This window comes from Neobacillus sp. C211, from assembly GCF_051842875.1.
Taxonomy (GTDB): domain Bacteria; phylum Bacillota; class Bacilli; order Bacillales; family Cytobacillaceae; genus Neobacillus.
The window spans coordinates 86,272-110,216 of record NZ_JBPXRO010000019.1; the positions used below are offsets into that span (position 1 = coordinate 86,272).

Annotated in this window: 20 protein-coding genes, 4 tRNA genes and 1 pseudogene; 10 read left to right on the forward strand and 15 right to left on the reverse strand. The window is 38.1% G+C overall.

Features of this window, described 5'->3' with window-relative positions; translation table 11 throughout:
* Nucleotides 1-60: 60 nt before the first annotated feature.
* The 5 genes from ACSU6B_RS18180 to ACSU6B_RS18200 all read right to left on the reverse strand — a co-directional run bounded on the left by ACSU6B_RS18180 (nt 61) and on the right by ACSU6B_RS18200 (nt 4,333).
* Entirely contained in the window at nt 61-1,398 is a 1,338-nt protein-coding gene (locus ACSU6B_RS18180) for a DUF5050 domain-containing protein (RefSeq protein WP_410887374.1), read from the reverse strand.
* A gap of 251 nt (nt 1,399-1,649) precedes the next feature.
* Nucleotides 1,650-2,678: a DUF1835 domain-containing protein gene (locus ACSU6B_RS18185; RefSeq protein ID WP_410887376.1), complete on the reverse strand. Its 1,029-nt coding sequence runs from the start codon at nt 2,676-2,678 to the stop codon at nt 1,650-1,652.
* A gap of 219 nt (nt 2,679-2,897) precedes the next feature.
* The gene (locus ACSU6B_RS18190; RefSeq protein ID WP_410887378.1) at nt 2,898-3,392 is read right to left on the reverse strand and encodes a DinB family protein; all 495 of its coding nucleotides are present in this window, start codon (nt 3,390-3,392) and stop codon (nt 2,898-2,900) included.
* Nucleotides 3,393-3,787: 395 nt separating this feature from the next.
* Nucleotides 3,788-3,922, reverse strand: coding sequence for a protein YhfH (gene yhfH, locus ACSU6B_RS18195; RefSeq protein WP_410887380.1), 135 nt, complete (start codon nt 3,920-3,922; stop codon nt 3,788-3,790).
* A 171-nt stretch (nt 3,923-4,093) separates the two neighbouring features.
* Nucleotides 4,094-4,333 (reverse strand): hypothetical protein, encoded by a 240-nt coding sequence (locus ACSU6B_RS18200; RefSeq protein ID WP_410887382.1) that lies wholly within the window; start codon nt 4,331-4,333, stop codon nt 4,094-4,096.
* Nucleotides 4,334-4,924: 591 nt separating this feature from the next.
* Here ACSU6B_RS18200 and ACSU6B_RS18205 point away from each other — a divergent pair.
* On the forward strand, nt 4,925-7,144 hold the full coding sequence (locus ACSU6B_RS18205) for a YhgE/Pip family protein (protein ID WP_410887415.1): 2,220 nt from the start codon (nt 4,925-4,927) through the stop codon (nt 7,142-7,144).
* A 547-nt stretch (nt 7,145-7,691) separates the two neighbouring features.
* A pseudogene (locus ACSU6B_RS18210) lies at nt 7,692-7,937 on the forward strand (helix-turn-helix domain-containing protein); the annotation flags it as partial.
* Between the two features lie 657 nt (nt 7,938-8,594).
* Here ACSU6B_RS18210 and ACSU6B_RS18215 read toward each other — a convergent pair.
* The 6 genes from ACSU6B_RS18215 to ACSU6B_RS18240 all read right to left on the reverse strand — a co-directional run bounded on the left by ACSU6B_RS18215 (nt 8,595) and on the right by ACSU6B_RS18240 (nt 15,868).
* Entirely contained in the window at nt 8,595-10,097 is a 1,503-nt protein-coding gene (locus tag ACSU6B_RS18215) for an alanine/glycine:cation symporter family protein (protein WP_410887384.1), read from the reverse strand.
* Between the two features lie 159 nt (nt 10,098-10,256).
* Complete coding sequence (locus ACSU6B_RS18220) at nt 10,257-11,759, reverse strand: aldehyde dehydrogenase family protein (RefSeq protein WP_410887386.1); 1,503 nt, start codon at nt 11,757-11,759, stop codon at nt 10,257-10,259.
* 20 nt (nt 11,760-11,779) lie between these two features.
* Nucleotides 11,780-12,673, reverse strand: coding sequence for a 4-hydroxy-tetrahydrodipicolinate synthase (gene dapA, locus ACSU6B_RS18225; RefSeq protein WP_410887388.1), 894 nt, complete (start codon nt 12,671-12,673; stop codon nt 11,780-11,782).
* Between the two features lie 32 nt (nt 12,674-12,705).
* The gene (locus tag ACSU6B_RS18230; RefSeq protein WP_410887390.1) at nt 12,706-13,659 is read right to left on the reverse strand and encodes a proline racemase family protein; all 954 of its coding nucleotides are present in this window, start codon (nt 13,657-13,659) and stop codon (nt 12,706-12,708) included.
* The gene (locus ACSU6B_RS18235; RefSeq protein ID WP_410887392.1) at nt 13,656-14,693 is read right to left on the reverse strand and encodes a proline racemase family protein; all 1,038 of its coding nucleotides are present in this window, start codon (nt 14,691-14,693) and stop codon (nt 13,656-13,658) included. The genes ACSU6B_RS18230 and ACSU6B_RS18235 overlap by 4 nt, the downstream gene beginning before the upstream one ends.
* Nucleotides 14,693-15,868, reverse strand: coding sequence for an NAD(P)/FAD-dependent oxidoreductase (locus tag ACSU6B_RS18240; RefSeq protein ID WP_410887394.1), 1,176 nt, complete (start codon nt 15,866-15,868; stop codon nt 14,693-14,695). Before ACSU6B_RS18240 ends, ACSU6B_RS18235 begins: the two co-directional genes overlap by 1 nt.
* A 203-nt stretch (nt 15,869-16,071) precedes the next feature.
* Here ACSU6B_RS18240 and ACSU6B_RS18245 point away from each other — a divergent pair, with 203 nt between their 5' ends.
* From ACSU6B_RS18245 to ACSU6B_RS18280, 8 genes are all read left to right on the forward strand, one after another.
* Entirely contained in the window at nt 16,072-17,685 is a 1,614-nt protein-coding gene (locus ACSU6B_RS18245) for a sigma-54 interaction domain-containing protein (RefSeq protein WP_410887396.1), read from the forward strand.
* Between the two features lie 78 nt (nt 17,686-17,763).
* Nucleotides 17,764-18,039: a (2Fe-2S)-binding protein gene (locus tag ACSU6B_RS18250; protein ID WP_410887399.1), complete on the forward strand. Its 276-nt coding sequence runs from the start codon at nt 17,764-17,766 to the stop codon at nt 18,037-18,039.
* Nucleotides 18,032-18,364, forward strand: coding sequence for a (2Fe-2S)-binding protein (locus ACSU6B_RS18255; RefSeq protein ID WP_410887401.1), 333 nt, complete (start codon nt 18,032-18,034; stop codon nt 18,362-18,364). Before ACSU6B_RS18250 ends, ACSU6B_RS18255 begins: the two co-directional genes overlap by 8 nt.
* Nucleotides 18,361-19,599 (forward strand): NAD(P)/FAD-dependent oxidoreductase, encoded by a 1,239-nt coding sequence (locus ACSU6B_RS18260; protein ID WP_410887403.1) that lies wholly within the window; start codon nt 18,361-18,363, stop codon nt 19,597-19,599. Before ACSU6B_RS18255 ends, ACSU6B_RS18260 begins: the two co-directional genes overlap by 4 nt.
* A 1,482-nt stretch (nt 19,600-21,081) precedes the next feature.
* On the forward strand, nt 21,082-21,417 hold the full coding sequence (locus ACSU6B_RS18265; protein ID WP_410887405.1) for an ArsR/SmtB family transcription factor: 336 nt from the start codon (nt 21,082-21,084) through the stop codon (nt 21,415-21,417).
* 44 nt (nt 21,418-21,461) lie between these two features.
* On the forward strand, nt 21,462-21,944 hold the full coding sequence (locus ACSU6B_RS18270) for an SRPBCC family protein (protein WP_410887407.1): 483 nt from the start codon (nt 21,462-21,464) through the stop codon (nt 21,942-21,944).
* A gap of 74 nt (nt 21,945-22,018) precedes the next feature.
* Nucleotides 22,019-22,417: a DoxX family protein gene (locus ACSU6B_RS18275; protein WP_168243682.1), complete on the forward strand. Its 399-nt coding sequence runs from the start codon at nt 22,019-22,021 to the stop codon at nt 22,415-22,417.
* 39 nt (nt 22,418-22,456) lie between these two features.
* Nucleotides 22,457-22,987, forward strand: a complete 531-nt coding sequence (locus ACSU6B_RS18280; protein ID WP_410887409.1) for an SRPBCC family protein — start codon at nt 22,457-22,459, stop codon at nt 22,985-22,987.
* Nucleotides 22,988-23,406: 419 nt separating this feature from the next.
* Here ACSU6B_RS18280 and ACSU6B_RS18285 read toward each other — a convergent pair.
* From ACSU6B_RS18285 to ACSU6B_RS18300, 4 genes are all read right to left on the reverse strand, one after another.
* Nucleotides 23,407-23,480, reverse strand: a tRNA-Arg gene (locus ACSU6B_RS18285).
* 10 nt (nt 23,481-23,490) lie between these two features.
* Nucleotides 23,491-23,581 (reverse strand) — tRNA-Ser (locus tag ACSU6B_RS18290).
* Nucleotides 23,582-23,590: 9 nt separating this feature from the next.
* Nucleotides 23,591-23,665, reverse strand: a tRNA-Asn gene (locus ACSU6B_RS18295).
* A 23-nt stretch (nt 23,666-23,688) separates the two neighbouring features.
* Nucleotides 23,689-23,765 (reverse strand) — tRNA-Ile (locus ACSU6B_RS18300).
* Nucleotides 23,766-23,945: the final 180 nt, after the last annotated feature.

A 23,945-nucleotide genomic window follows, 5' to 3' on the forward strand; every position in this document is an offset into this window, starting at 1 on the left:
GTTAGTTAAACAACATCTTACGATAATTTGTCAATTAAGGATTTTTGGGAGGTGAAAGCACTAATACACAGTTTGCTTTTGTGTCCCATCTGTTTTTATTCGATATACCATTTTCTCCGTTCTTGTGTAATAAATCCAATCGTCGAAAATGTTTGTGTTTGTTACAAAATGTTCATTTAAAAAAGTTTTACCTGTTCCATCAATCTTCATTTTGTAGAGATCACCGCCAGGTATATCTACAGTGGTATAGTATATCCAACCATTTGACACATTAAAGGTTGAAGTAGGAACATCGCTTAATTTGATTTTATTTGATCCATCTAAAGTCATCTTATAAATTCTATTTTCATCTGCTGGATTTCTGAAATAAATCCAATAGCCATTTATTTGAATATTGTAGGCACTTGTATCATTTAGTTTTGTTTTTTCCGTTCCATCAATTTTTACTTTGTATGGTTTTTGGCCATCTGATACATTTTGGTAATAAATCCAATTACCAATTAGGTTAATAGCGGAGGATTGATCTTCATTTAATTTTATCCTTCCTGTTCCATCTACGTTTAATTTATATAATTTAGCACCGTCCGACTGATTTGCATAGTAAATCCAATTACCTGCAACCATAATATCGGTAGAACTATCATCCGTTAATTTTGTCCTTTCTGTACTATCAATTTTTATTTTGTATATCTTCCCATTATCCCTGCCATTTCGATAATAGACCCATCCATTTAAAACATTAATATAGGTTGGATCATCATTGGCCATTAACGGTGTATCCATTGTCAAATCTGTTTTAATTTTAGATAATGTTCCATACAACGCTGTACCTTGCCGTTTATTATAATAAAGCCATTCGTTTTCTTTACCAACAATACCACTGTTCAATATATTACCTGCTGTATTCCCCAGCCCCTCCATAGACAAATCTTCAGTAAGTGATAATAAATATTGATTCTCCTGGGTTAGGGCATTGACTCTATTTTTCAATTCATCATAATCAGAAGTAACCCTAATTACCTGATTTGTCTCATCCCATACAACCTTGGCCCCAACCCTGCTAAACTCGGCAATTGGAACATAAATAAAAGGGTAGGTTGCACCTGTAGGTTGAAAATTTAATACAGGATATAGCCCAGTATTAATATCTACACCATTAACCAAAATAGGTCTATCTGCTGTATACGCTGTAACAGGTTTGTATTGTAATTGCCTAGCTTCAATACCCTTTTTTGAAGCTGTTTCGGGAATCAATAGCGTTTGGCCAATATATATGATCGGGCTTACGAGATGATTTAAGAAAACAATACTTTCCACAGAAGTATTGAACTTCAATGCTATTGAATATAAATTATCAACTGGTTGAACAACATAACTAAGATTAAGGTTTCTGTTCATTATTGCACCCTCCTTATGACAGATTACATTATTTATCGTATTATTCTGTAAAAGAAAAAGTGCCTAATTGATTTTACATCCGTTAGCTCAATATAAAAGGAGATGCCGCAGCACCCCCTTATTTAACTCTAGCACACGTTACTTTAAGTACTATTCTTCACAAACATTTTAACAAAAGTTAAATAAGAATTATGAAAAAGAGAAGCCCCTATTTCTATTTCGAGCTTCCCTCAACGTATCCAATAAAATATTTAACTAAATTTAATACCGTAACTACGCATTGCTTCTAAGCTGCCTTCATAAGTAAAAATTCCATTTTCGATTAATTTTCTAACCCTATATTCTAAAAAACTATCACCGATATACTGAAAAATATGTCCATACACTTCACCAATTAACCTTGCACACTTTATATATCCCTTTTTCTTACCAATCAGCTTCTTGGCTTTTTCAATTATAAAATCATCGTAAAAGTCTTCAGGAACAAACTTTATTTCACCGTTTTCCCAAATTCTTAAGGTTGCAGAATTTCCAGAAAGTTTTAACCACTGTATTTCAACCTGTTTACGCTCTGTGTCAGATAAATTTTTTTGATTTTCTTGAGTATAGTTGTAAATGGATTGTAATTCTTCAGTAAGTATTCCCCCTGAAAAAAATGGGATGTACTTTTTAGATTTTTTCTTAAATAATTCTCTATACAATTGCTCAGTATTAACGATAAAGATATTATTTTTTCTTTCCCTTAACAAGTAAATTGTAAAAAGAAGTCCTGTTTGTTCATTAGCGTTTCCTGAAACCCATATGTAAATTGGAATATTTTCTGGAATAGAAACTAATCGAGCAATCGTTCTTTGAAGTTTATCACAAAAATTTTCTGTTTCTTCTTCAATTCGTTCTAAGTTGTTTTTTATCCATTTAAATCTTTCTCTTTGACCATTTTCTGTGTCCAAATTACCTAATGGGGCAACAGCAAAATTATCTTCGAAAGTAACAATAAATTCTTCCTCGTGTAAGTTTATTTCTTTTAATGTATGTCTTAAAAATGGGTATCCGAAATTGATGTGAACTTTTTTGTAATCGCCTTTATCGAATATATTTTCATTTGGGTCTTGTGGGTAAAGAATGTGGTTATAAAATTCTTTAAGGTCTTTTGAAAACTCAACTAAAGAATATTCCCTTTCCTCTAACAGTCCTATCCTAAAAAGAATAAGTTGCAAGTATGACCTTACTGCCCGTTCTGGTAAGTCTTTAACTATGTTTTTAATCTCAAAAATATCCACATAAAAAACTCCTTATCTTATTGAGCTGTTCATATGTTCAGTATATCAAACCTCTAAGTGTAAATTCTAAATCCTTATCCGTTAATTGGATTTAGTTTCCTTCTTCAACAAACCTGTTCCTTAAGTTCAATAGGAAAAGCCGCCTGAATTGGCAGCTGAACTTTACCCTTGTAGCTGTTAATAGAGAAATGTAAAGAAATCTATTTTCTCTTACATATATTAATCGTTAGTTCCTAATACATCTGTATTTGGAGGTTCATAACCCATCTGACGTATCATAGCTACAATTTGTCCCTTGTGGTGAAATTCGTGAGTTATAGTATGCATTATTAATTTACCAGGGGTAAATGTTATAATTTCTGTTTCATCTCTCCAAGGAATCCTTCTTTGAATTGGCTCAGATAATTGCTTTCCGTGTAATTCAAATACCTCATTTACAAAAGAATCAACCTGTTCAAAGCGTATTTTTATATCGTCCAGTTTCAATTTCTGTCGTTCATCCTTTGGTGTAATTGGCTCATTTGTTTTTAATAAAACAAATGAGCCGAGCCACGCAATATAACAATCTGCTATGTGAACCAATGAGTCTCGCACACTTTCCCAACCGTATCCATTTTGGCGAGTAAAATCATTTTGATTAAGTTCCTTACAATAGTCTAGCACCGTTAATCGTGTCTGACGAACCCATTCATATTCGTTTTGATGAAACATCATCAATACACCCACTTTCTTATAATGATAATACATATTCTAGATATGTAATAATAAACCCTCTTCCACGAACCTGCCCAGTAAGTTTAAGTACATAACTTCAATCTTCTGCAAGGAGTAAATATTTTGGAGATTCTGATTACTCATAAAAAAGATCGTAAAAAAAGACGATCTTTTAATTAATGCAAGAGGTTAGTTAATATGGCTCATTTATAAAAATTAACAGATATTTAGACATTCATTTCGATAAATATAATTACTTTAGTTGCTGTATCAAATGCTTTTCTACTTTCCAAGAATTCTACTAATTTATTGTTATGAAATTAAAAACACCCCGAAAATGTTAGAATGGTGTCTAACATTTACGGGGCAGATCAATGCTGGAGAGTTAGCAAACTTTACTTTTCTTTTTTGGATAAACAACGATCACAATCCATCAAATAACTTTCTGCTTGCTCTTGCATATGCTGCCCGCATTCAGGGCATTCCTTTTTTGGCAAATTTCGGAAAAATCCAACCGGACTAATTAACATTTAAATCTCCCCCTTCATTAATACAGTTCGTTGTTTCTTATCTTGTTATAGTACAGTATAAGCAAAAAAGAGAAAAAAGTATAGACCTTTTTTAAATAAATAATAAAAGTTTTAATATTTTCATCAAATCTATTTTTACCTTGTATATCACAATCGAAATCCTCAGTACCATCATCCCATTCCGAGTGAGGAGATAGAAATCTCGGAAGCTACAACAATTGTGTTATCTAAGGTAATTCTCCACGAACATTGAATATGTAATGCATATTCTGGTGTTTCTTGGGTTCTGCCTTTTCTGTTTATTTGAATCATATCCCCGAACCCCATCCAAAAAAGGTTAGATGCTCTTCCAGCATTTTGTGATTTCAAACCCAATAATTTACATAATTCAACACGAATTACTTCTTTCATACCTGTTCCTTGTACTGGATTTTATTTAAGAAATGCACCCGACAGCTTAATAACCTTTTGAACTAATCACTGAAATCGTTAGATAGAAGGCTTGCGTTGTTTTACGATTCGGAAGGCAAAAGGGAAAAATAAACAATAAAAGCAGCCGTTTCGACTGCTCTCATTTTGTCTTTTATTCTTTTGATCTTTCAATCTTTTGATTTTTCGGTTTTCGGCTCGTTCGGTATGGCGCATAAGCCGTAAATGGAATAGGAACCTACGGAATGTAGGCGTGAGCCGTACAGACCGTGGTTATCGGTCCATTTAATGCCGAAGCGACACGTACGGAATGACAGAAAGGGGGCTTTTTCCTTTCTGATCAGTCCGTAGTGCTGCCGCCCAGAGTACGTTCGGTATGTTTTTAGCCAAGATTTTAAACAATGTGGGATAATCGTTTCCAAAAGGTGAATTGGGTCAATATAAAAAGTATTCAAAATGGAAAAATGAAGTATCTAACACCCAAGGACATCTTATAGTAAAATTAGCCTATGAAATAAGGGTCCCACAAAATAAATCGGTACCCGGAAACAATGGGGGATAATATAGTTGAATATGATAAGGGGCGAGTGGAGAAATATTTTCAGCCATCGCAAAACTGGATTAACATTGATAGCCATTCTTTTTATACCGTTGCTCTATAGCAGCATTTTTCTATCCGCTTTTAGAAATCCCTATTCTAAAACTGGGGACCTTCCAATTGCAGTAGTAAATAAAGATCTGGGATCAACATTTGCTGGGCAGAATTTGCAGTTGGGAAAAGACTTGGTTCATGATTTGAAACAGAATCACTCGTTTAAATGGACATTTACCAATAGTAAAGAAGCGTTTAAAGGATTAAAAAATGAAGATTTTTACATGGTAGTCGAAATTCCAAATGATTTCTCTAAAAATGGATCATCCTTGTTAGACGAACATCCTAGTAAAATGGGGTTGAGATATTACACAAATCCAGGGAAAAACTATACTGCATCAAAGATAGCAACCTCTGGAATGAGTAAAATCAATGAGAAAATATCAAATTCTATCACAAAACAATATGCAATCACATTATTTAATAGTTTAAATCAAGTAGGCGATAATTTACAAAAAGCAAGTAATGGAGCGAATAAAATAGACCAGGCTGCCAACAAAATTACAAATGCTTCCGAAACCCTACAAGACTATTTGCAGAGTTTAGCTGTTGGCACCGTCTTATTTAAAGACGGCACACAAAGGATATACAATGGAACACAACAATTTCAAACGGAAATTGGACAACTGTCTAACGGGGTTCAAACACTTAATAGTGGGATGGGTAATTTAGAAAATGGCTTGGGAGTCCTTAACAAAAATGGCGAAATTCTTTCTAAAGGTTCTAAAGAATTAGAACAAGGAGCTAACGATCTTAAAAGAAACTTACAGCAGGCATACCAGGGTACAATTGGGATTCAAGAAAAATTTGACCCACTTTTGATCGCGTTAGAGGATGTAAATGAAAAAAAGCCTGAAATAATAAGCCAACTAAACTCCTTACAACAAATTATTCAGGGCCAGAACCAACTAATTAAAGAACAAAAAGAGCTTATCAATACAAGCAAAAGTCTTTCAGAGCAAGAGAAACAACAGTTGCTTTCGAATTTGGATCATTTCATGTCTCCTTCCACCATAGGAGCGCCGGTTGATTTAGAACAAGGAATCACTGAATTCGAGTCTAGGCTGGTAAACGTTTCACAAGGTTCACAGCAAGTGCAGAGTCAACTTGATCAGTTTGTAAAAGGACAACTATCAATGTATGAAGGCGCTAAAAGATTGGCAGAAGGGCAACATACCTTTAGTTCAAATCTAGGGACATTTAACAAACTGTTAGCCGAAGCACATAGCGGTGCTAACAAATTAACGGATGGAACCAGCGCTGTTTCCGACAGTATTTTAAAAATGGACAATGCAAGTAATCAATATGCAAAAGGGATTGAAAAGCTTAACTCTAGTGCCAATCAATTAAGTAAAAGCTCTCAAAAACTTGCAGATGGTTCCGCATCAATATATAAAGGAGCTTCCCAACTATCTAACGGAACGGGTCAATTACTTTCTTCATTACAATCCGGTGCTACAAAAGCGAATGAACTGAAATTGAATGATAAAAATTTTGACATGTTTTCTAATCCAACAAAGTTGGAATCTTACAAAATCAGCGAGGTAAATGATTATGGAGCTGGATTAATTCCTTATATTTTGGCTATAGGCTTGATGGCTAGTGCATTATTTTTCGTTTCTACCTATCAACTTAAGGAAACACCGTTAGAACCATCATCTGGGGCTTCTTGGTTTCTCAGTAAGCACAGTGTAGTTATTATGGTTGGGTTGGTTCAATCCATTCTAGCAGTAACTATACTTATCCAAGGCATGAGCCTAGAAGTTAAACATGTATGGGGCTTATATCTATTTACAATTTTGACGAGTCTTACTTTCCTATCTTTGGTGCAAATGCTCTGTACCATTTTGGGAAAAATCGGACAGATGCTTGGATTCATTCTACTCTTACTGCAAATTGGCGGAAGCTCTGGCACATTCCCTATAGCTCTAGCACCTCCATTTTACCAACACATACATGCATTCCTTCCAATGACGTACGCGATCAAAGGATTTCGTGACCTTATCTCGATTGGAAATGATCTGCATGATGTATGGAGCAATGCACTAATGTTAGCCTTGTTTGGATTTGTCTTTAATGCTATTACATTCTTATTTTTTGTTCTTCAATTAAGACATAAGAAAAGCATCTCTGCCGCTTAAGTAAATCATTTAAATATGGTAAATAGGCCCATTATTTCTTTATACAGAGATATTGGGCCTATTTATATTGATCTTACTTTCGGGATACTCCTTAAGGCTGATCCCCAATTTAAAATTTCACCTATGGAATCGAATACTTGCGAAATATAGAGTAGCAGCAACCTTGGTTATTTCTTTAATCCCAGATTAAATTTTGGTTTGAACGAAACTGTCAACCTACCACACCCTAACACTGGCATTCAAACTTCCGACATGACAACGATGGACAGCAACCACACGATTTTTCGTATTCAGGCACATGACAAAGAACACTGATAAAACCTTAATGAAATAAGAAGGCATATCTCAAATTAGGAGACCTTTCAAAACAATTGAAAACTTTCTTGATAATGAACTTTTAATAATTTCTTGTATATTTTTATAAATATGTTTATCTTCCAGATCATCAAAATTTGATCAATTTTCCGTTGTAAAACTTTCCAATTTTTATCATTATGTACTTTATTTTGTAAAAAAGCCACGCAAGTTGTCCCCAACCTCTTCTTCTTTGATGTGCGTTATTGCTGAATTGGAACGGAATCTCATCGCTGAACGAGTAAAAGAGGGATTGGAAGCAGCACGAAGCGTGGGAAAAAACTTGGAAGACCGAAGGTTTGACAAGGATAAAATAGCATTGGCCCTACGGATGTATGAAAGTAAGGAATACTCTGTAAAAGAGATTATAGAAGGCACTGGTATTTCACAAGGCTCTCTATACAGAGCTATTCAGAAACGGATCCTAGTAACAACATAAGGAGCATGCACTTTGCTCCTGTTTCCCCATATCATCTCTATACTTATCTGTTACTTTGCGGTCTATGACAGCAACCCTGTGACTAGGCCTATTATAATATATTTCGTTTTAACTTTATTAAATTGTTCGTTAAATAAGGATTTAACGCAAAGTTAATTAAAGTAAAAGGAAAGTGAAAGTTAAAACATAACTTTGCATTGCTCGTTATATATATAAAGAACATTTGATCCTTTGTGCTGACCCTTGCATAGCCAAATTTCATATAATCTCCATCCTATACTTTGAACAAGTCTGTTTGAACATATTGATAGCTTGATATCATCGCTTTTTCATTTGTTCATGCAGGGTGTACTTAAATTGAACACCTATACGAGAAGAGGACCAACAAAACTTAAGTTTGCTGGTCCTCTTCTCACTTTTTTTTAGTTACCATAACTCACTTGTGTAAATTTTATATTTATTTTGCACATCCAATCATTTATAGTGCGTACTATTCTGAATTTCTTAGTAATAAAGAACTTTCATTGTTCTATAATTGAAGATTGTACAACAATAATTTAGCTTAATAAGAACCCAAAAAATTATAAGAATCAAGCTCCAGTAGTTGGGGGAAGTACCAGTGAAGCTGTCACCACCCGCAATAAGGGTGTTTAAGAATTATAAATGTAAAGTGTTCTCCTTTACCGATTGCTTTTCTTCTATTTTCCTCTTACCTTTTGAATTACGTTCTTTCACTTTCTCCTCCCAAAAATCAGCACCTTTAATGCCGAGTTTACCAGGGTCGAAGACTGGTTCAATGCCTGCTTTCTTCTGTTTTTCATAATCTTTAAATACTTTTAAGGCTGTTTTAGTTAGCATTAAAATAGCCACTAAGTTTAGCCAAGCCATGCTTCCGAAGCCAAAGTCACCAAGTCCCCATAATAGGGATGCGTTTTCGACACTTCCAATGTAGATCATTCCTAAGAAAAGAATCATTAAGCCTACTTTAAACCCTTTTAAATTTCTATTTCTTCCAAGGTAAAAGAGGGTTGTTTCAGAAATATAGTAGTAAGCCATTAGCGTTGTAAAGGCAAAGAAGAAGATCGCTATCGCAACAAACAAACCACCAAATCCAGGGATAACGCTTTCAACAGCCGCCTGTGTCCACATTGGTCCAGCTTCAACACCTGGGATGTTGTCAACAATCGGCTGCTGTCCTTCTGGAGTAACACTGTACATGCCGGTGATTAGAATCATAAGTGCCGTAGCTGTACAGACAATGATCGTATCAATATAAACAGAGAATGCTTGAACAAGACCTTGTTTTGCCGGATGGGATACAGCAGCAGCAGCTGAACTATAGGTTCCTTCCCCTACACCAGCAACGTTGGAAAATACTGCTCTCTTAACACCCCATGCAATCGCTGCACCGATCATACCGCCAAACATTTCATTTGCCCCAAATGCACTTGAAATAATTAACCCAAACATTGCTGGAATTTCTGATGCATTGGCAACTAAAAGAACGAAAGTGATAATCACATACCCTAAAGCCATAAAAGGTACAACTTTATCCGCAACAGAAGCGATTCGCTTCACACCGCCAAAAATAATGATGCCAAGTAATACAACAAGAACGATACCCGTGATGCTTTTATTGAGTCCAATTGTGTTTTCGAATCCAACAGCAATCGTGTTAGCCTGAATACCTGGAACTAAAATTCCGTAACACAGTGTAACAACAATCGCAACCAACACCCCGAACCACTTCATATTTAAACCTTTTTCAATAAAATAAGGAGTTCCGCCTCGGTATTGATTACCATCTTTTACTTTATAGACCTGTGCAAGAGTCGATTCAACAAAAGCACTTGCTCCTCCTAATAAAGCCATGATCCACATCCAGAAAACCGCTCCTGGACCTCCAAATGCAATCGCAGTAGCAACCCCAGCGATATTTCCAATACCGACCCGGCCAGCTAAAGCCATACAAAACGCCTGGAAAGAGGACACACCAGATTCTGGCTCACCCTTGTCAAAAAGAAGCCTAATCATTTCCTTAAAATATCTAATTTGCACAAAACGTGTCATAATGGAAAAGAACAATCCAGCACCAAGAGCAAACACTACTAGCCCGAGACTCCAAACCATACCCGACGCTTTATTCACTAATTCTTCCATCCTATACCTCCTCCACAAACTTAAAATTGATAATTCTACACTTTCCAACTATTTAATATAGTTGTAATTTTCAGATAAATACAGACTGTGCAATAGGACATAGACAGACTAGCTGTCCCGTTCCCAACCGATAGTACACGTGACCCGTCCCATTGTTCCTTAGATTAACTCGTCCTGCTTGATGTTAACAAATACACTTTTCACTTCTGTATAGTTTTGTAAACCATACTCTCCACCCATTTCGCGGCCGATTCCTGATTGTTTATAGCCACCGAAAGGCATTGTTTCCCATTCAAGACCAAAATCATTAATCCAAACAGTACCTGATTGCAGCTTGCTGGCAATGTAATGACCTTTTTTCATACTTTCTGTCCAAATACTTGCGGCTAAGCCATAGTCACTATCGTTTGCTCGTTTAATGACCTCTTCAACCGTATCGAAAACGAAAATGGACATGACTGGACCAAAGATTTCTTCACGAGCAATCACCATATGATCCTCTACATCAGCGAAAATGGTTGGCTGTACAAAATATCCTTTTTCAAATCCTTTTTCCCCACCGGCTACAAGGCGCGCTCCTTCTTTTTTCCCTTGTTCAATATAATTAAGTACAGTTTGATGCTGTTTAGCTGAAACAAGTGGGCCCATTTCCGTTTCAAGGTTCATTCCGTCACCTAGCTTCAGTGCTTTCGCCCGCTCAGCTAAAGCTTCTACGACACGGTCATAAATGTTTCGCTGTACAAATACACGTGTACAAGCACTACAGTTTTGCCCATGATTGTACATCGTTCCGTTAAAGGCCCCTTCAATTGCTTCTTCAAGATTGGCATCTTCTAAAATAATGGCTGGTGATTTTCCGCCAAGCTCTAGCGTAACGCCTTTAATTTGATCTGCAGCTTTTTTCATAACTTCTTTTCCGACAGCTGTTGATCCAGTAAATGCGACTTTATCAACATTTTTATGAGCGATGATCGATTCTCCCGCAATTCTTCCTGTTCCTGGCACAATATTCACAACACCGTCTGGAAAACCAGCTTCTTTAAACAACTTTCCTACGTATAGAAGAGATAGTGGTGTTTCAGTTGCTGGCTTAATAACAGTCGTACATCCAACGGCAAGTGCAGATCCGAGCTTCCAGGCAGCCATGGCAAGCGGGAAGTTCCATGGAATAATTTGGCCTACAACCCCAACAGGCTCGTGTACAGTATAGGTTACATAATCCTTTGAAATTTGAGTTGTCTTACCAAATATTTTCGTGGCCCAGCCGGCATAATATCTAAAATGCTGGATGGTTCCATCGATATCATCTGCGAGAGCGACCTTGTAGGGCTTTCCATTATCCAATGATTCTAGCTGTGCAAGTTCCTCTCGATTTTCTTCTAAGAGGTCCGCAAATTTATAGATTAGATGAGAGCGTTCTGCGGCATCCATTTTTGTCCATTTGCCTTCATCAAATGCCTTTCTTGCAGCAGCTACCGCAACGTTAATATCTTCCTCTTGTGCTTCACTTACTTCCGCAATGATCTCTTCATTTGCAGGATTAACAACGGAAAACGTTTTACCACTAATCGCCGGTACATATTCACCGTTGATATATAACCCTTTCACCCCTTCCAAGAATTCCTGAACTTTCGGTTTCAAATTGTAGTTTGTCGCTTGCATTTTCTCTCTCCTTCACAGTTTTAGTTATTTACTGTTTCTAAATTGGCAAGTAGGTCTTTTAGCTTTTGATCTTCCTCAGGTGATAGACCTAAACGAGGGTAACGCGCAGGACCTCCATCCTGTCCATTTAATTCCATGGCTCTCTTCACAATTTGCACATACTTTCCAGATCCTTCAAGGAACGCACAAAGTGGTAAAATACGATCATTGATGGCCCATGCTTCTTCCAACTCACCGTTTTGGAAATGGTTATACATGTCTGTAACAAGCTTAGGCACGATATTTCCTGCAACAGAAATCCATCCAGTTGCTCCAACTAAGTAAGACTCCATAACAAGCTCTTCAGCGCCGCAGAAAACTTCAAAATCTCCCTTACCTTTTCTTGCGAGATCTCTTACCTTGCCAATTTCACCGCTTGATTCCTTAATGTGAGTCACATTTTCACAATCCTTACCAATCTGAAGCATTAAATCTGTGCTCATATTAACGCCAGAAGTAAATGGGTTGTTATAAAGCATGATTGGTAGATTAACAGCACTAGATACTTCTTTGAAATGATGGTAGATTTCATTTTCCTTCGGCTTCATGTAATAAGGGTTAATGATTAGAGCACAATCAGCCCCATGTGCTTCAGCCTGCTTTGTATACTCAATTGTTTCTTTTGTTGTTTCAGCAGCAGTACCAACAATAACAGGGATGCGGCCGTTTACCTCCTTCATAACAGTTTCTACCATTTGGAATTTTTCTTCTTTTGATAGACTGACAAATTCACCTGTACTCCCATTGATGACGATACCTGCCACACCTTGATCCATGAAGTAATTAACATTATTCTTTACTCCGCCCCAATCGATTTCTTGCTCCTGTGTCATTGGTGTAATTAATACCGGATAAGCTCCTTTAATTGTAGTCATTTTTATTTTCCTCCTGTATATTTAATAGTTTTTTATTTTAATAAAAACCCTGCGGATAATGGATCTGTCGGGTCTAATACATATGTCTGCATACCCGTAATAAATCCGCGGGCTGAAAAACTAAACTCGTAACCGTTTTCAATTTGTGCTGAAAGTTCTGCTGTCAATTTGCCATTAAAAATGCTTTCATTTTCAATTCGGCTATCTGCAGATATATCACCATTTCCTAATAAATAGGCGTTGCAGGCAGCTAGAGTGCCAAATCCTGGAGAACGCACAATATAACGATCAGGACGGAATGTTACCGTTTTGATTTTTCCTTCACTTTTTTGCGAATGATCCAGCAAGATCACTCGGCTGACAGCATATTTGCCTTCTAAGGCCTCAATCGCCTTTTGTCCCCATTGGTTAATGTCAGGAAGGTTCTCCATCTCAATCTCAAAAGGTAGTTCTGCCTTATCAAATATCGCATAAAGCTGATCGGCTTTAACTAGAGCAACTTCTGTCTGTAAATCTAAATAAGACACTGCCACACGAGTTTGTACAACCTGGCATGGTTCGCTTTTTAACTTAACTAATTTCACTTCATCGTCTTTCATACCAGCAGTAACAGTAACAATACCGTTGACTGTTTCAATGCTGTATTCATTGGAAGGATTTGCCTTTAATTGACCGCACTCTAGCAATACGGTTATGACAGCGACAATTCCACCATATTGAATTGGAAGAGTTCCGTTATGATCGAAAAAGATAACAGCTACATCGGCACCGCTTTTAATAGGTGGAACGACCAAACAGCCATTCAGTCCAGCAAATCCGCGGGGCTCATTTAAAAGAAGTTTAATCTGTTCCTCATAGGCAAGTGGAAATTGATCATTCAGCTCCTGTAAACTTTGATAATAAATAAATGGAGCATTCCTAATAATACGGTATGCCTCTCCTGCTACGTGTACATCGGTTGCTATGTAAGCACTTTGAATTTTCATTTCACATCCTCCATTTCATGTTCCATTGGGGGAATGAGTAAAAAGCCTTCTTTAAGCGGATCTTCCTCGTTATAAAAGAACCGGTGCATTCCCATTAGCCATGCAGAACCAGTGATTCTTGTAATAACAGCTTCCACGCCCTGTACATCTGTGGTTTCAAGGACTCGTCCACGGAATAAAGAGCCGACAATACTCTCATGCACAAATTCCTCATCGATACCTATCTCCTTTTTGGAATAGAGGACAGATAATTTGGCCGATGTACCTGTACCGCATGGTGAACGATCAATCCCGCCTGGAGGGACGATGACCGTGTTTTTCACATCTGCTTCTTTATGGGTTGGATCAGTGAAAAATTCAATATGGGTCAACCCGCGAATAAATGGGTACTGTGGATGAACGACATCCGTTTTTTCGTTAATGGTATTTCTAATTTTGATACCTATTTCAATGATTTTTGATGCATTCTCCGGTATCAGCTCTAATCCAACAGATTTTGCGTCAATAATTCCATAGAAATTGCCACCATAAGCAATGTCTGCATCAATAATTCCAATTCCCTCAACATCAACAGATACACTCTTTAACAGGAATGCAGGGACATTACAGAAGGAAACCTCTTTTGCTTTTCCGTCCTCTACCTTAATCTCTACCTCAACAAGTCCTGCTGGTGTATCAAGTTTGATTGAAGTAACTGGTTCTTGAACAGGGATTAGCCCTGCTTCAATTAATGCTGTACTAACACCTATTGTGTCATGTCCGCACATTGGCAAATAACCGCCAGTTTCGATATATATAACACCAATATCTGCTTCTGGGTGACACGGATCTGTCAACAGTGCACCTGACATCACATCATGTCCTCTTGGTTCATTCATCAGCAGCTTACGAATCCAGTCATACTCTTTTTGCATATGTAGCATTTTTTCGGACATTGTTGCTCCCTTTAACTCTGGGAGTCCACTAATCAATGTTCTTGTCGGATTTCCGCCCGTGTGTGTATCAATGGTTGTAAAAACTCGATTTGCCTTCATCAGCTCAACACCCTTTCCTTAAATCGAGAAAATCTCAGCGGTTCAATTGGGATGCAAGTGTCCTTTTCATTAATCATTTCCTCTAACACTTTTCCAGTAACAGCGGCAAGACTTATTCCATCTCCCTCATGACCAGCTGCAATATAATAGTTTGGAATTCCCTCAACTTCTGACACAATTGGTAAGTGGTCTTCTGTCCAAGGCCTTAACCCCGCATAGGAACGTATGACCATCATGTCAGCCATTTTTGGATAAAATCTAATTGCGCGATTAGCAATACATTTAATAATTTCATTGTTGACCTTTGTATTAAATCCAACAAATTCGCGACTGCTTCCAATCAGGAAATTTTGACTTTCAGTTGGTTCGAAAACAAGGGCTACACCGTATTTTTCAGTAATCGGATCAACCTGGCGCTTGCCGCCAAATTTGGATATTAAGTAGCCAAATTCCATAACTTTTCTTGGACCTACAAATTCCTGGCGTGATGCGACAATGATATGGCCTTTTCTTGGTTTAATTGGAATGGTCAAGTCCAGCATCTCGCCAATATATGGAGCCCATACACCTGCAGCATTAATGACATGATTTGCAGTGAAAGTCCCATTAGTTGTTTCAACTGTAAAAGTGTCGTCCGTCTTCCTTTTCATTCCAGTCACTTCAGTTTGTTTATGCGCTTTAGCTTCCATCTTTTTTGCACCCTCAAAAAGGTTAAAAGCAAGAAGATATGGATTAACTGTTGAATCTGTCGCACATTCTAAGCCGCCTAATAAATCATCAGCAAAATACTTGGAATCTTGGCGGATATCCTGACGATCCAACATCCTGAACGGCAAACCAGCCCCCTTCTGACGGTCAACCCATTTTTGTGCGGCTTCCATTTCTTCTTCTGTCTCACAGACAAGTATGCTTCCAGGTGCGCGATAATCAAAAGGCTGTTTCAATTCTCTACTTAATTCATCTACTAATCTCTGGCTGACAAGTGACATTTGACTGTCAAATCCAGGATCTTTATCAATAGCTAAAATATTTCCATCACAGCGGGATGAAGTACCGCTGACAAATTCACCTTTTTCAATAACTGTTACATCTCTTCCAGATTTAGAAGTATAATAGGCAATTGCGCAGCCAATGATTCCCCCACCTATAATCAAAACATCACAATGATGTCTCACAAAACCAACCTCCCTTCATCTCGTTACATACTTATATTATTGCAAGTAGCGTGCCAACTTTTATAAAACAACAAATTTCAAACTAATTTTACAATTATTCCAAATATTCTTTTACATTCGTTTACAATTGTCAAAATTTTTGATAAATTAGTGTATAAAATATTAAACAGTGTAAATTTTTTTTTACACATCAGGAGGCTGTCATGTTTGAATTACCGTCAGTCAAAGAAATAATTGAAAATAATTTTATCTGTCTAAACCAAGTAGATAATGAAAACACTTTACCGAAGGTTTATTTGCATGATTCCTTTGCCGTATTAGCTGATTCTTTTAAGCGCTATCCTGTCGTTGCCATCACAGATTCAAACGGTCAAACGCTTGGCTGCATCACAAATGAACAAATCATTAATTTTTTACACGATTCCTACAATCAATTAAAGGTTTTCTATGAAACTGTCATTGAAACGTCGGACGCTTCAGTCACGGTGATTGATGCCGATGAACGTGTCCGCACATGGACAAAAGGAGCTGAAAAAATTTTCTCCGTTAACAAAGATGAGATTATAGGCAAACCAATAATAGAATTCTTTGAACATCAAAATCTAGAAATCTTGGAATCATTACACAAAGGAAAAAGAATTCGGGGAAAGCATCACCAAGCAAGATCTGATCTATTTGTTCTTATAAATGCCAACCCTGTTTACTTTAATGAAAGTATTATCGGGGCAGTTGTATCAGAGACCAATGTGACAAACCAGGTTGTTCTTAATGAAAAACTATTTAATATGTCGACAGAAGTCCACCGTTTAGAACAGGAGGTAGCAAAATACAGACCTTCAGATCCCTTTAATGCCATTAAAGGGAAAAGTGTTGTAATGGAAAAAACGGTGCAAATGGCGAAAAAGGTATGCACTGTCCGATCAACTGTATTGATCTTAGGAGAAAGCGGGGTCGGTAAGGAGGTCTTTTCCAAAGCCATTCATGAGGCAACCGAAGGGCCTGACGCACCATTTATTTCAATCAACTGTGGCGCCATTCCTGAATCATTATTTGAAAGCGAATTATTCGGATATGAGCGAGGTGCCTTCTCCGGTGCAGATCATAGAGGAAAAAAAGGAAAAATTGAACTCGCTAAAGGCGGTACTCTTTTTCTTGATGAAATTGGCGAAATGCCTTTAGAAATGCAGGTCAAGATGCTTCGGGTGCTTCAGGAAAGAAAGTATTACAAGGTTGGCGGCGAAAAAGAAATTGAAGCTGATTTCCGGGTAATTGCCGCAACAAATAGGGATTTAAAAGAATTAATAAAAGAAGGCCAATTTCGTGAGGATTTATATTATCGGCTGAATGTCGTCAGTATAAAAATTCCTCCATTAAGAGAGCGCCGAGAAGATATCGTTGAACTGATTTATTATTTTTTAAAGGATTTTTCACCGCGCTATCAGCGACCGATCCATAACTTCCCACAGGAGGTTATGCAAGAGATGCTTCAATATTATTGGCCAGGCAATGTCCGAGAGCTACGTAATGTCATTGAACGCCTTGTTGTTTTTACGACAGATGGCGTCATTCGAAAAGAATACTTGCCATTTCATTCAGAAATGAGCTATCCAGATGTATCTAATACGGACCTACAGGAAAACAACATGGAAATGGACACAGTCATTTTGCCGCTTCAGGAAGAAATGGATCAGCATGAGAAGAAGGTGTTCGAAAAAGCATTGGCATTAACCCATGGCAACAAATTAGAATGCTCAAAAAAGCTGGGAATCACCCGAGCGACCCTTTACAATCGTCTAAAACGCCTTGGCTTAGGCTAATTTAAAATTACAATCTTCAAAGTTGGTACGATTCTTGCATTATATTTTTACATATAATTAAAGAGGGGGATTTTCCAAATGAGTAACAAAGAAGCACTTGTGATCTGCCGTTGTGAAGAAGTTACCTATGGACAGCTTTTCGCAACAGCGGAAGAATATCAATGCACAGCCAGGGAACTAAAGCTAAGAACAAGGGCAGGAATGGGTTTCTGCGGAGGACGCACTTGCAGAATTACGGTCGATCGGATCATTGAAAGTGTCGTACCTAATACAGAAGAAGGCGAAATTCCATTAAAATATCAGCCTCCAATTCGCCCAGTAACTTTTGGAACAGTAGGTGAAAATCATGGCTAGAATTATAGATCATCCGGTTTTAGGAAAATTAGACGATAGAAAAAAGATTCCTTTCATATTTGGTGGAAAAGAATATGAAGCACACGAGAATGAAACAATCGCGGCAGCCATGCTAGCAAACGGTGTGAGAACACTGCGTGTTCATGAGGAAGGCGGAACACCAAGAGGGTTCTACTGCAATATCGGACACTGCATGGAATGCCGTGTAAATGTAAATGGTCAGGCCAATGTAAGAGCCTGTTTAACTGTTGTGAAGGAAAATATGGTTGTTGAAAGTGGGAAACAGCATCCTAATATTGTTAAAAGGATGGTGGAGAATCAATGATAGATGTAATCGTAATAGGAGCTGGACCAGCCGGTTTAGCTGGTGCCATATCCTGTGCTGAAAATGGCTTAAAAGTAACCGTCATTGATGAATTTGTCAGACCAGGCGGAAGATTACTCGGCCAATTGCACCAGGAACCGTCTGGTGAATGGTGGAATGGAATAAAAGAATCAGAGCGTCTGCACAATGAAGCTCAAAAACTATCAGTAGATATCCGCTGCGGCGTTTCTGTATACAACCTTGAAAAAGACGAGGATTCATGGAATGTTCATACTAATATAGGAACACTAACAGCTCCTTTTGTGCTAGTGGCAACTGGTGCAGCTGAGTTCCCAATTCCTGTGCCAGGTTGGACTCTTCCAGGCGTTATGTCAATTGGGGCTGCACAGGTCATGACCAATGTTCATCGTGTTGAGGTCGGCAAAAAAGGCATCATCATTGGTGCTAACATTCTAGCATTTGCGATTTTAAACGAGCTGCAATTAACTGGAATTAATGTGGAACGCATTGTTCTGCCAGAAAAGAGCCCGCTTAGCAAAAATGCCGGAGAACCGGAGGAAGTCATGAAGTCGCTTCTAAATGCGGCCCATCTTGCCCCGTCACCAATCTTGCGTTTCGGTAGCCACTTTATGAAAAATGAAGGATTCCGCAAATTAGGAATAAAGTTTTTCCCTAAGAGCGGCGTTAAGGTGAATGGCACACCATTGCAGCTTAGAAAAGCAGCTCTTGAAATTCTTGGCAAGGATCAGGTAGAAGGCGTCCTCACTGCAGATATTGATGCGATTGGAAATGTGATCAAAGGTACGGAAAAAACTTACGAAGCAGATTTTGTATGTATCGCAGGTGGCTTGTATCCGTTAGCAGAGCTTACAGCGGTTGCTGGTTGCCCATTCCAATACGTTCCGGAACTAGGCGGACATGTTCCACATCATTCTGAAAAAATGGAAACCCCACTCGAAGGATTATTTGTTGCCGGAAATATCACTGGCATCGAAAGCGGAAAAATCGCCATGGCCCAAGGAACAACAGCCGGAATTTCAATTGCTAAACAAGCAGGTAAAGGTAGTAATGACATCAACGAGAAGCTTGAACAGGCAATGAAGAATGTTCATACTGTCCGTCAAAATGCTGCTATTCAATTCAACCCTGAAATTGCAAACGGCCGCAGGAAAATTTATGAGCTTTGGGACGAGCTTTATGGAAAAGAACAGGATTCTTTACAAAATATAGGATAAAAGAAAGAATGAATGATTAGATCTAACCGTCAATTTTATTGTGAAGTAATGGCTTCAATTCACTAACCCTATACAAAAAATAATCCGTTCAAAAAAATGCTCTTTTGAACGGGTTATTTAGTCTCTCCATTCGGATAGTGTTGATACTCCTTCCTCAGTACTAACATCTATAATTTCCTTTGCTTTTTCCCTAAATGACTTATTATTTGTCTGTTTCATGATCACATCTCCCTATATCAATATAAGAATCCAAAACAAAATCACGAAATCGAACGTCTAAGCGTTCGTGATTCTCTTTAACAATCCTGATATCAATATTCATGCAACAAAAATCACAAAAGTTATACTGATGATCCATTCTTTCAATGTTGCTACCGCAATATGGACAAGTTTTCAATTCTAATCCTCTTCTTTGATCCTGTATTTTGAACTTTCTACCCCAGTGAGAAATTCATTGCTCCAATCGGTTTACGAACAGGTGCACCAGGTCGAAAATATGATGTTTTCCTTTACCTTTTATTCTTTTAGTCTCTTAATCTTAAAGGTTTACAGCCCTGCCTACTTCATACATCATCTATTCCTCATATGTCTCTCAATGGTTTAAGGTTTCTGCAGCAACCTAAATCAGGCTCGCTGCCGGCTTCCATCAAGAAAAAACGAATGTTTTTTTCCTCCATCCGTGAGCTTCACCGGCTGTAATATAGCCGGTGTGGTTGTCTTTGTTAAAATTACAAGTATACTAAGCATCTAGGTTCAAAGGATTTGTATCAAACAATTTCTATCACTTCGGTATGAATAATATTTTCCTTAGTCAGCACATTCTTGGCCCTTTGTTGGTGCTGCATTTGCAATACCGTTTGTTACCCCCATGATACATACCAATAATAAAAGCATGTACATTATTTTTTTACACATTCCTGTTCCTCAAACTCAAAATAAAAGTAAAAAAATGATAGTTTTAGTTTAAAAACTATCATTTTTTCCCAATTTAATATATTCGCTATATAACAATAAACCAATTTCCAAATTTCACCAAATTTTATTTTAATTTCCGCTGTTTTAGCAGAAAGAGATACCTTCCATGGCCAAACAGGGATATGAAACTTCCTCATATCCCTTTTTGTATAATAATGAGGAAATGGTGCATTATTCAGCAATGAATAAAGTTTCCTTGTTCAACTTAAAAACCAAATGTGCAGTTGGATCATTTAACTTGACGGGGGCACTTGCCCTTGCTCTCCTTTCTCAGCATTAAATTGAGAAATTAGGTTTTTTTCGTTGCTCCATTAAAGCGCCCGATTGTGGAAGATCTATAATAATATAAAGTGCTTCTAAAGCTAACTAGCGCATATGGAACTAGAGCCTCTCGTTTAGTAAAAATCAGACTGCAAACAATCACAGAGGCAACAAGGAACTTAAATTTGGAAAAAAGCTCCACTATATACCTTGACAGGAATATTCTCATTTGTGTATATTTGATTCATGAAAACAACATTGCATGCTCTTGCTGAGCCCAACCGACTACACATCGTAGAACTCTTGCGTGACGGGCCTCTCACAGTAGGGGAAATTGCCGATCGACTTGGGCTTAACCAGCCTCAAGCTTCCAAACATCTCCGTGTACTTAATAATGCCGGGCTGGTAGAGGTGCAGGCGATGGCCAATCGACGGATCTACAAACTGAGGGCCGAGCCGTTCAAAGAGCTTGATTCATGGTTAGAGTCTTACCGCCACATCTGGAACGAGAGATTCGACCGCTTAGACGATTACTTGCAGGATCTGCAAAGCAAGGAAGTGAACCATGACGACAAGCAATAGTCCTGCAAAAGTACATTAAAAAAACGAAATAGGAAGAAGAAATCATGGCAGAAGGCCAAACCACGAATAACACTTTTACGTCTGTAGAAGATCAGGAACTTATTATCAATCGTGTCTTTAATTCTCCACGTGATCTAGTATATAAGGCTTGGACTGACCCTAAACATTTACCGCATTGGTGGGGACCAAAAGGCTTTACGATTACGGTTCAAGAAATAGACGTAAAGCCAGGCGGTGTATGGCATTACGTCATGCACGGTCCCGATGGTGTCGATTATGACAATAAAATCGTCTACATCGAGGTTGTAAGCCCCGAACGACTCGTTTATTCCCATGGCGGAGGTGAAGAGGACGAACAATTTCAAGTGACTGTAACGTTTGCAGAGCAAGGAAATAGGACCGAGCTCACCATGCGGATGCTCTTCAAGTCTGCTGCCGAATTGGATAAGGTGGTCAAGGAGTACGGCGCCATTGAGGGAGCAAAACCCACGCTTGATCGCCTTGAGGAACAATTGACGAAGATTTAAGGAACAAAAACACACCAAAATAGGAAATTTGCAATATGCGATTATTATACAAAACTAAGGGAGGAAATGAGTAAATGAAAAAAATAAAAATTATATACTGGATTTTTACAGGGCCGTTGGTGGCATTAATGATTTTTGGTTCTATTCCGGATATAATGTCTGTTCCCGATGCAGTTGCTTTATTTAATCATTTAGGCTATCCAACCTACCTCCTACCCTTTCTCGGAATTGCCAAACTATTAGGTGTTGTGGCGATACTTATTCCTGGCTTTCCGAGAATTAAGGAATGGGCTTATGCAGGTTTTGTATTTGATTTAACGGGTGCTATGTATTCAAGCATATCTGTTGGCGACCCTGCTAGTGGATGGCTGCTTTTTATTATCGGCTACATTTTGATAGCCGGCTCTTATATTTTCCATCACAAAAAAATAAAATCCGCTTCATTGAGTAGTAAGAATAGCTTAACAATATAACTAAAATGCAACAACCTACACATTTAAGGAGGAACTGAAATGTCAAAGGAAAATGTAATAAACTCCACAATAATGAACACTGATGAATGTGAATTGGTTATCACGCGTTCCTTCGATGCACCACGCGAGCTGGTATTCAAGGTGTGGACCGATGCTGAACATCTGAAGCACTGGTGGGGACCGAAAGGCTTCACGATAGATGTAACTAAGTTCGATCTCCGCCCAGATGGTGTCTTTCACTACTGCATGCGATCCTCTGATGGGTACGAAATGTGGGGCAAGTTTGTTTATCGCGAAATCATTGCACCAGAGAAAATCATCTTCATCAATTCATTTTCTGATGAAGAGGGCAATACGATCCGTGCACCATTTAGCCCGATCTGGCCGCTAGAAGTATTAAATACACTGACGCTTTCAGAAAATGAAGGCAAAACCACAATCATCCTTCGAGGTGGTCCTATAAATGCATCTGAGACAGAACGTAAGAGATTTTTGGAAGAGTTTGAATCAATGAAGCAAGGTTTTGGCGGAACCTTTGATCAGCTCGACGATTACTTGACTAGAGTGTGACGAATTGGATAATAGCTGCCTTGTGTATCAAAGAAAAGCACCGATAATTGGTGTTTTTTTTGGTTGAAAGTCTAGAGCGTTTTATGATTTCAACTTCGATCACTTTGTAAAAAGAACTGCCAATCCTCAACAATCTGGCCCGATACACTAAAAAGACCCGTTCCTCAATAAACGCGCCCTTTAGTGGAGTAACAAACTGGAATTTTACAACATCGGCAAGAACATAAAAAGAAAACCCTGTTTAATTAATACAGGATTTTAATCAAACTTTATTCATCTGACCTAATTACTAAAAATAACGAATAATCCATTAATTTTAAAAAAGGAAGATTATAGTTATTAAAATTTGAATGCCATTTTCCATCACCTAGGAATTGACAATTAAAGTAATGTACATATCCAATCGTTTTTTACATTTACGCGCCTTAGAGGATTCGAACCTCTGACCGTACGCTTAGAAGGCGTATGCTCTATCCAGCTGAGCTAAAGGCGCATTATATGAATGGCGGAGAAGGAGGGATTTGAACCCTCGCGCCGGTTACCCGACCTACACCCTTAGCAGGTGCGCCTCTTCAGCCTCTTGAGTACTTCTCCATAAAAAAATGGCTCCGCAGGTAGGACTCGAACCTACGACCGATCGGTTAACAGCCGATTGCTCTACCACTGAGCTACTGCGGAACAAAAAGTATATTATCTTATTATGGTGGGCCTAAATGGACTCGAACCATCGACCTCACGCTTATCAGGCGTGCGCTCTAACCAGCTGAGCTATAGGCCCATAATTTTGGAGCGGGTGATGAGAATCGAACTCACAACATTTTCAAAATGTACTTCCATCATATATTTTTTTACCTCTTTTAAAGATAGTGTCCTTTTTCTTATTGAAGTAACCTGCTTCGTTAGCACAATAAGAAAATGTGATCGCCGCAGACATCCCATCTTTTACATAAGCACCCTT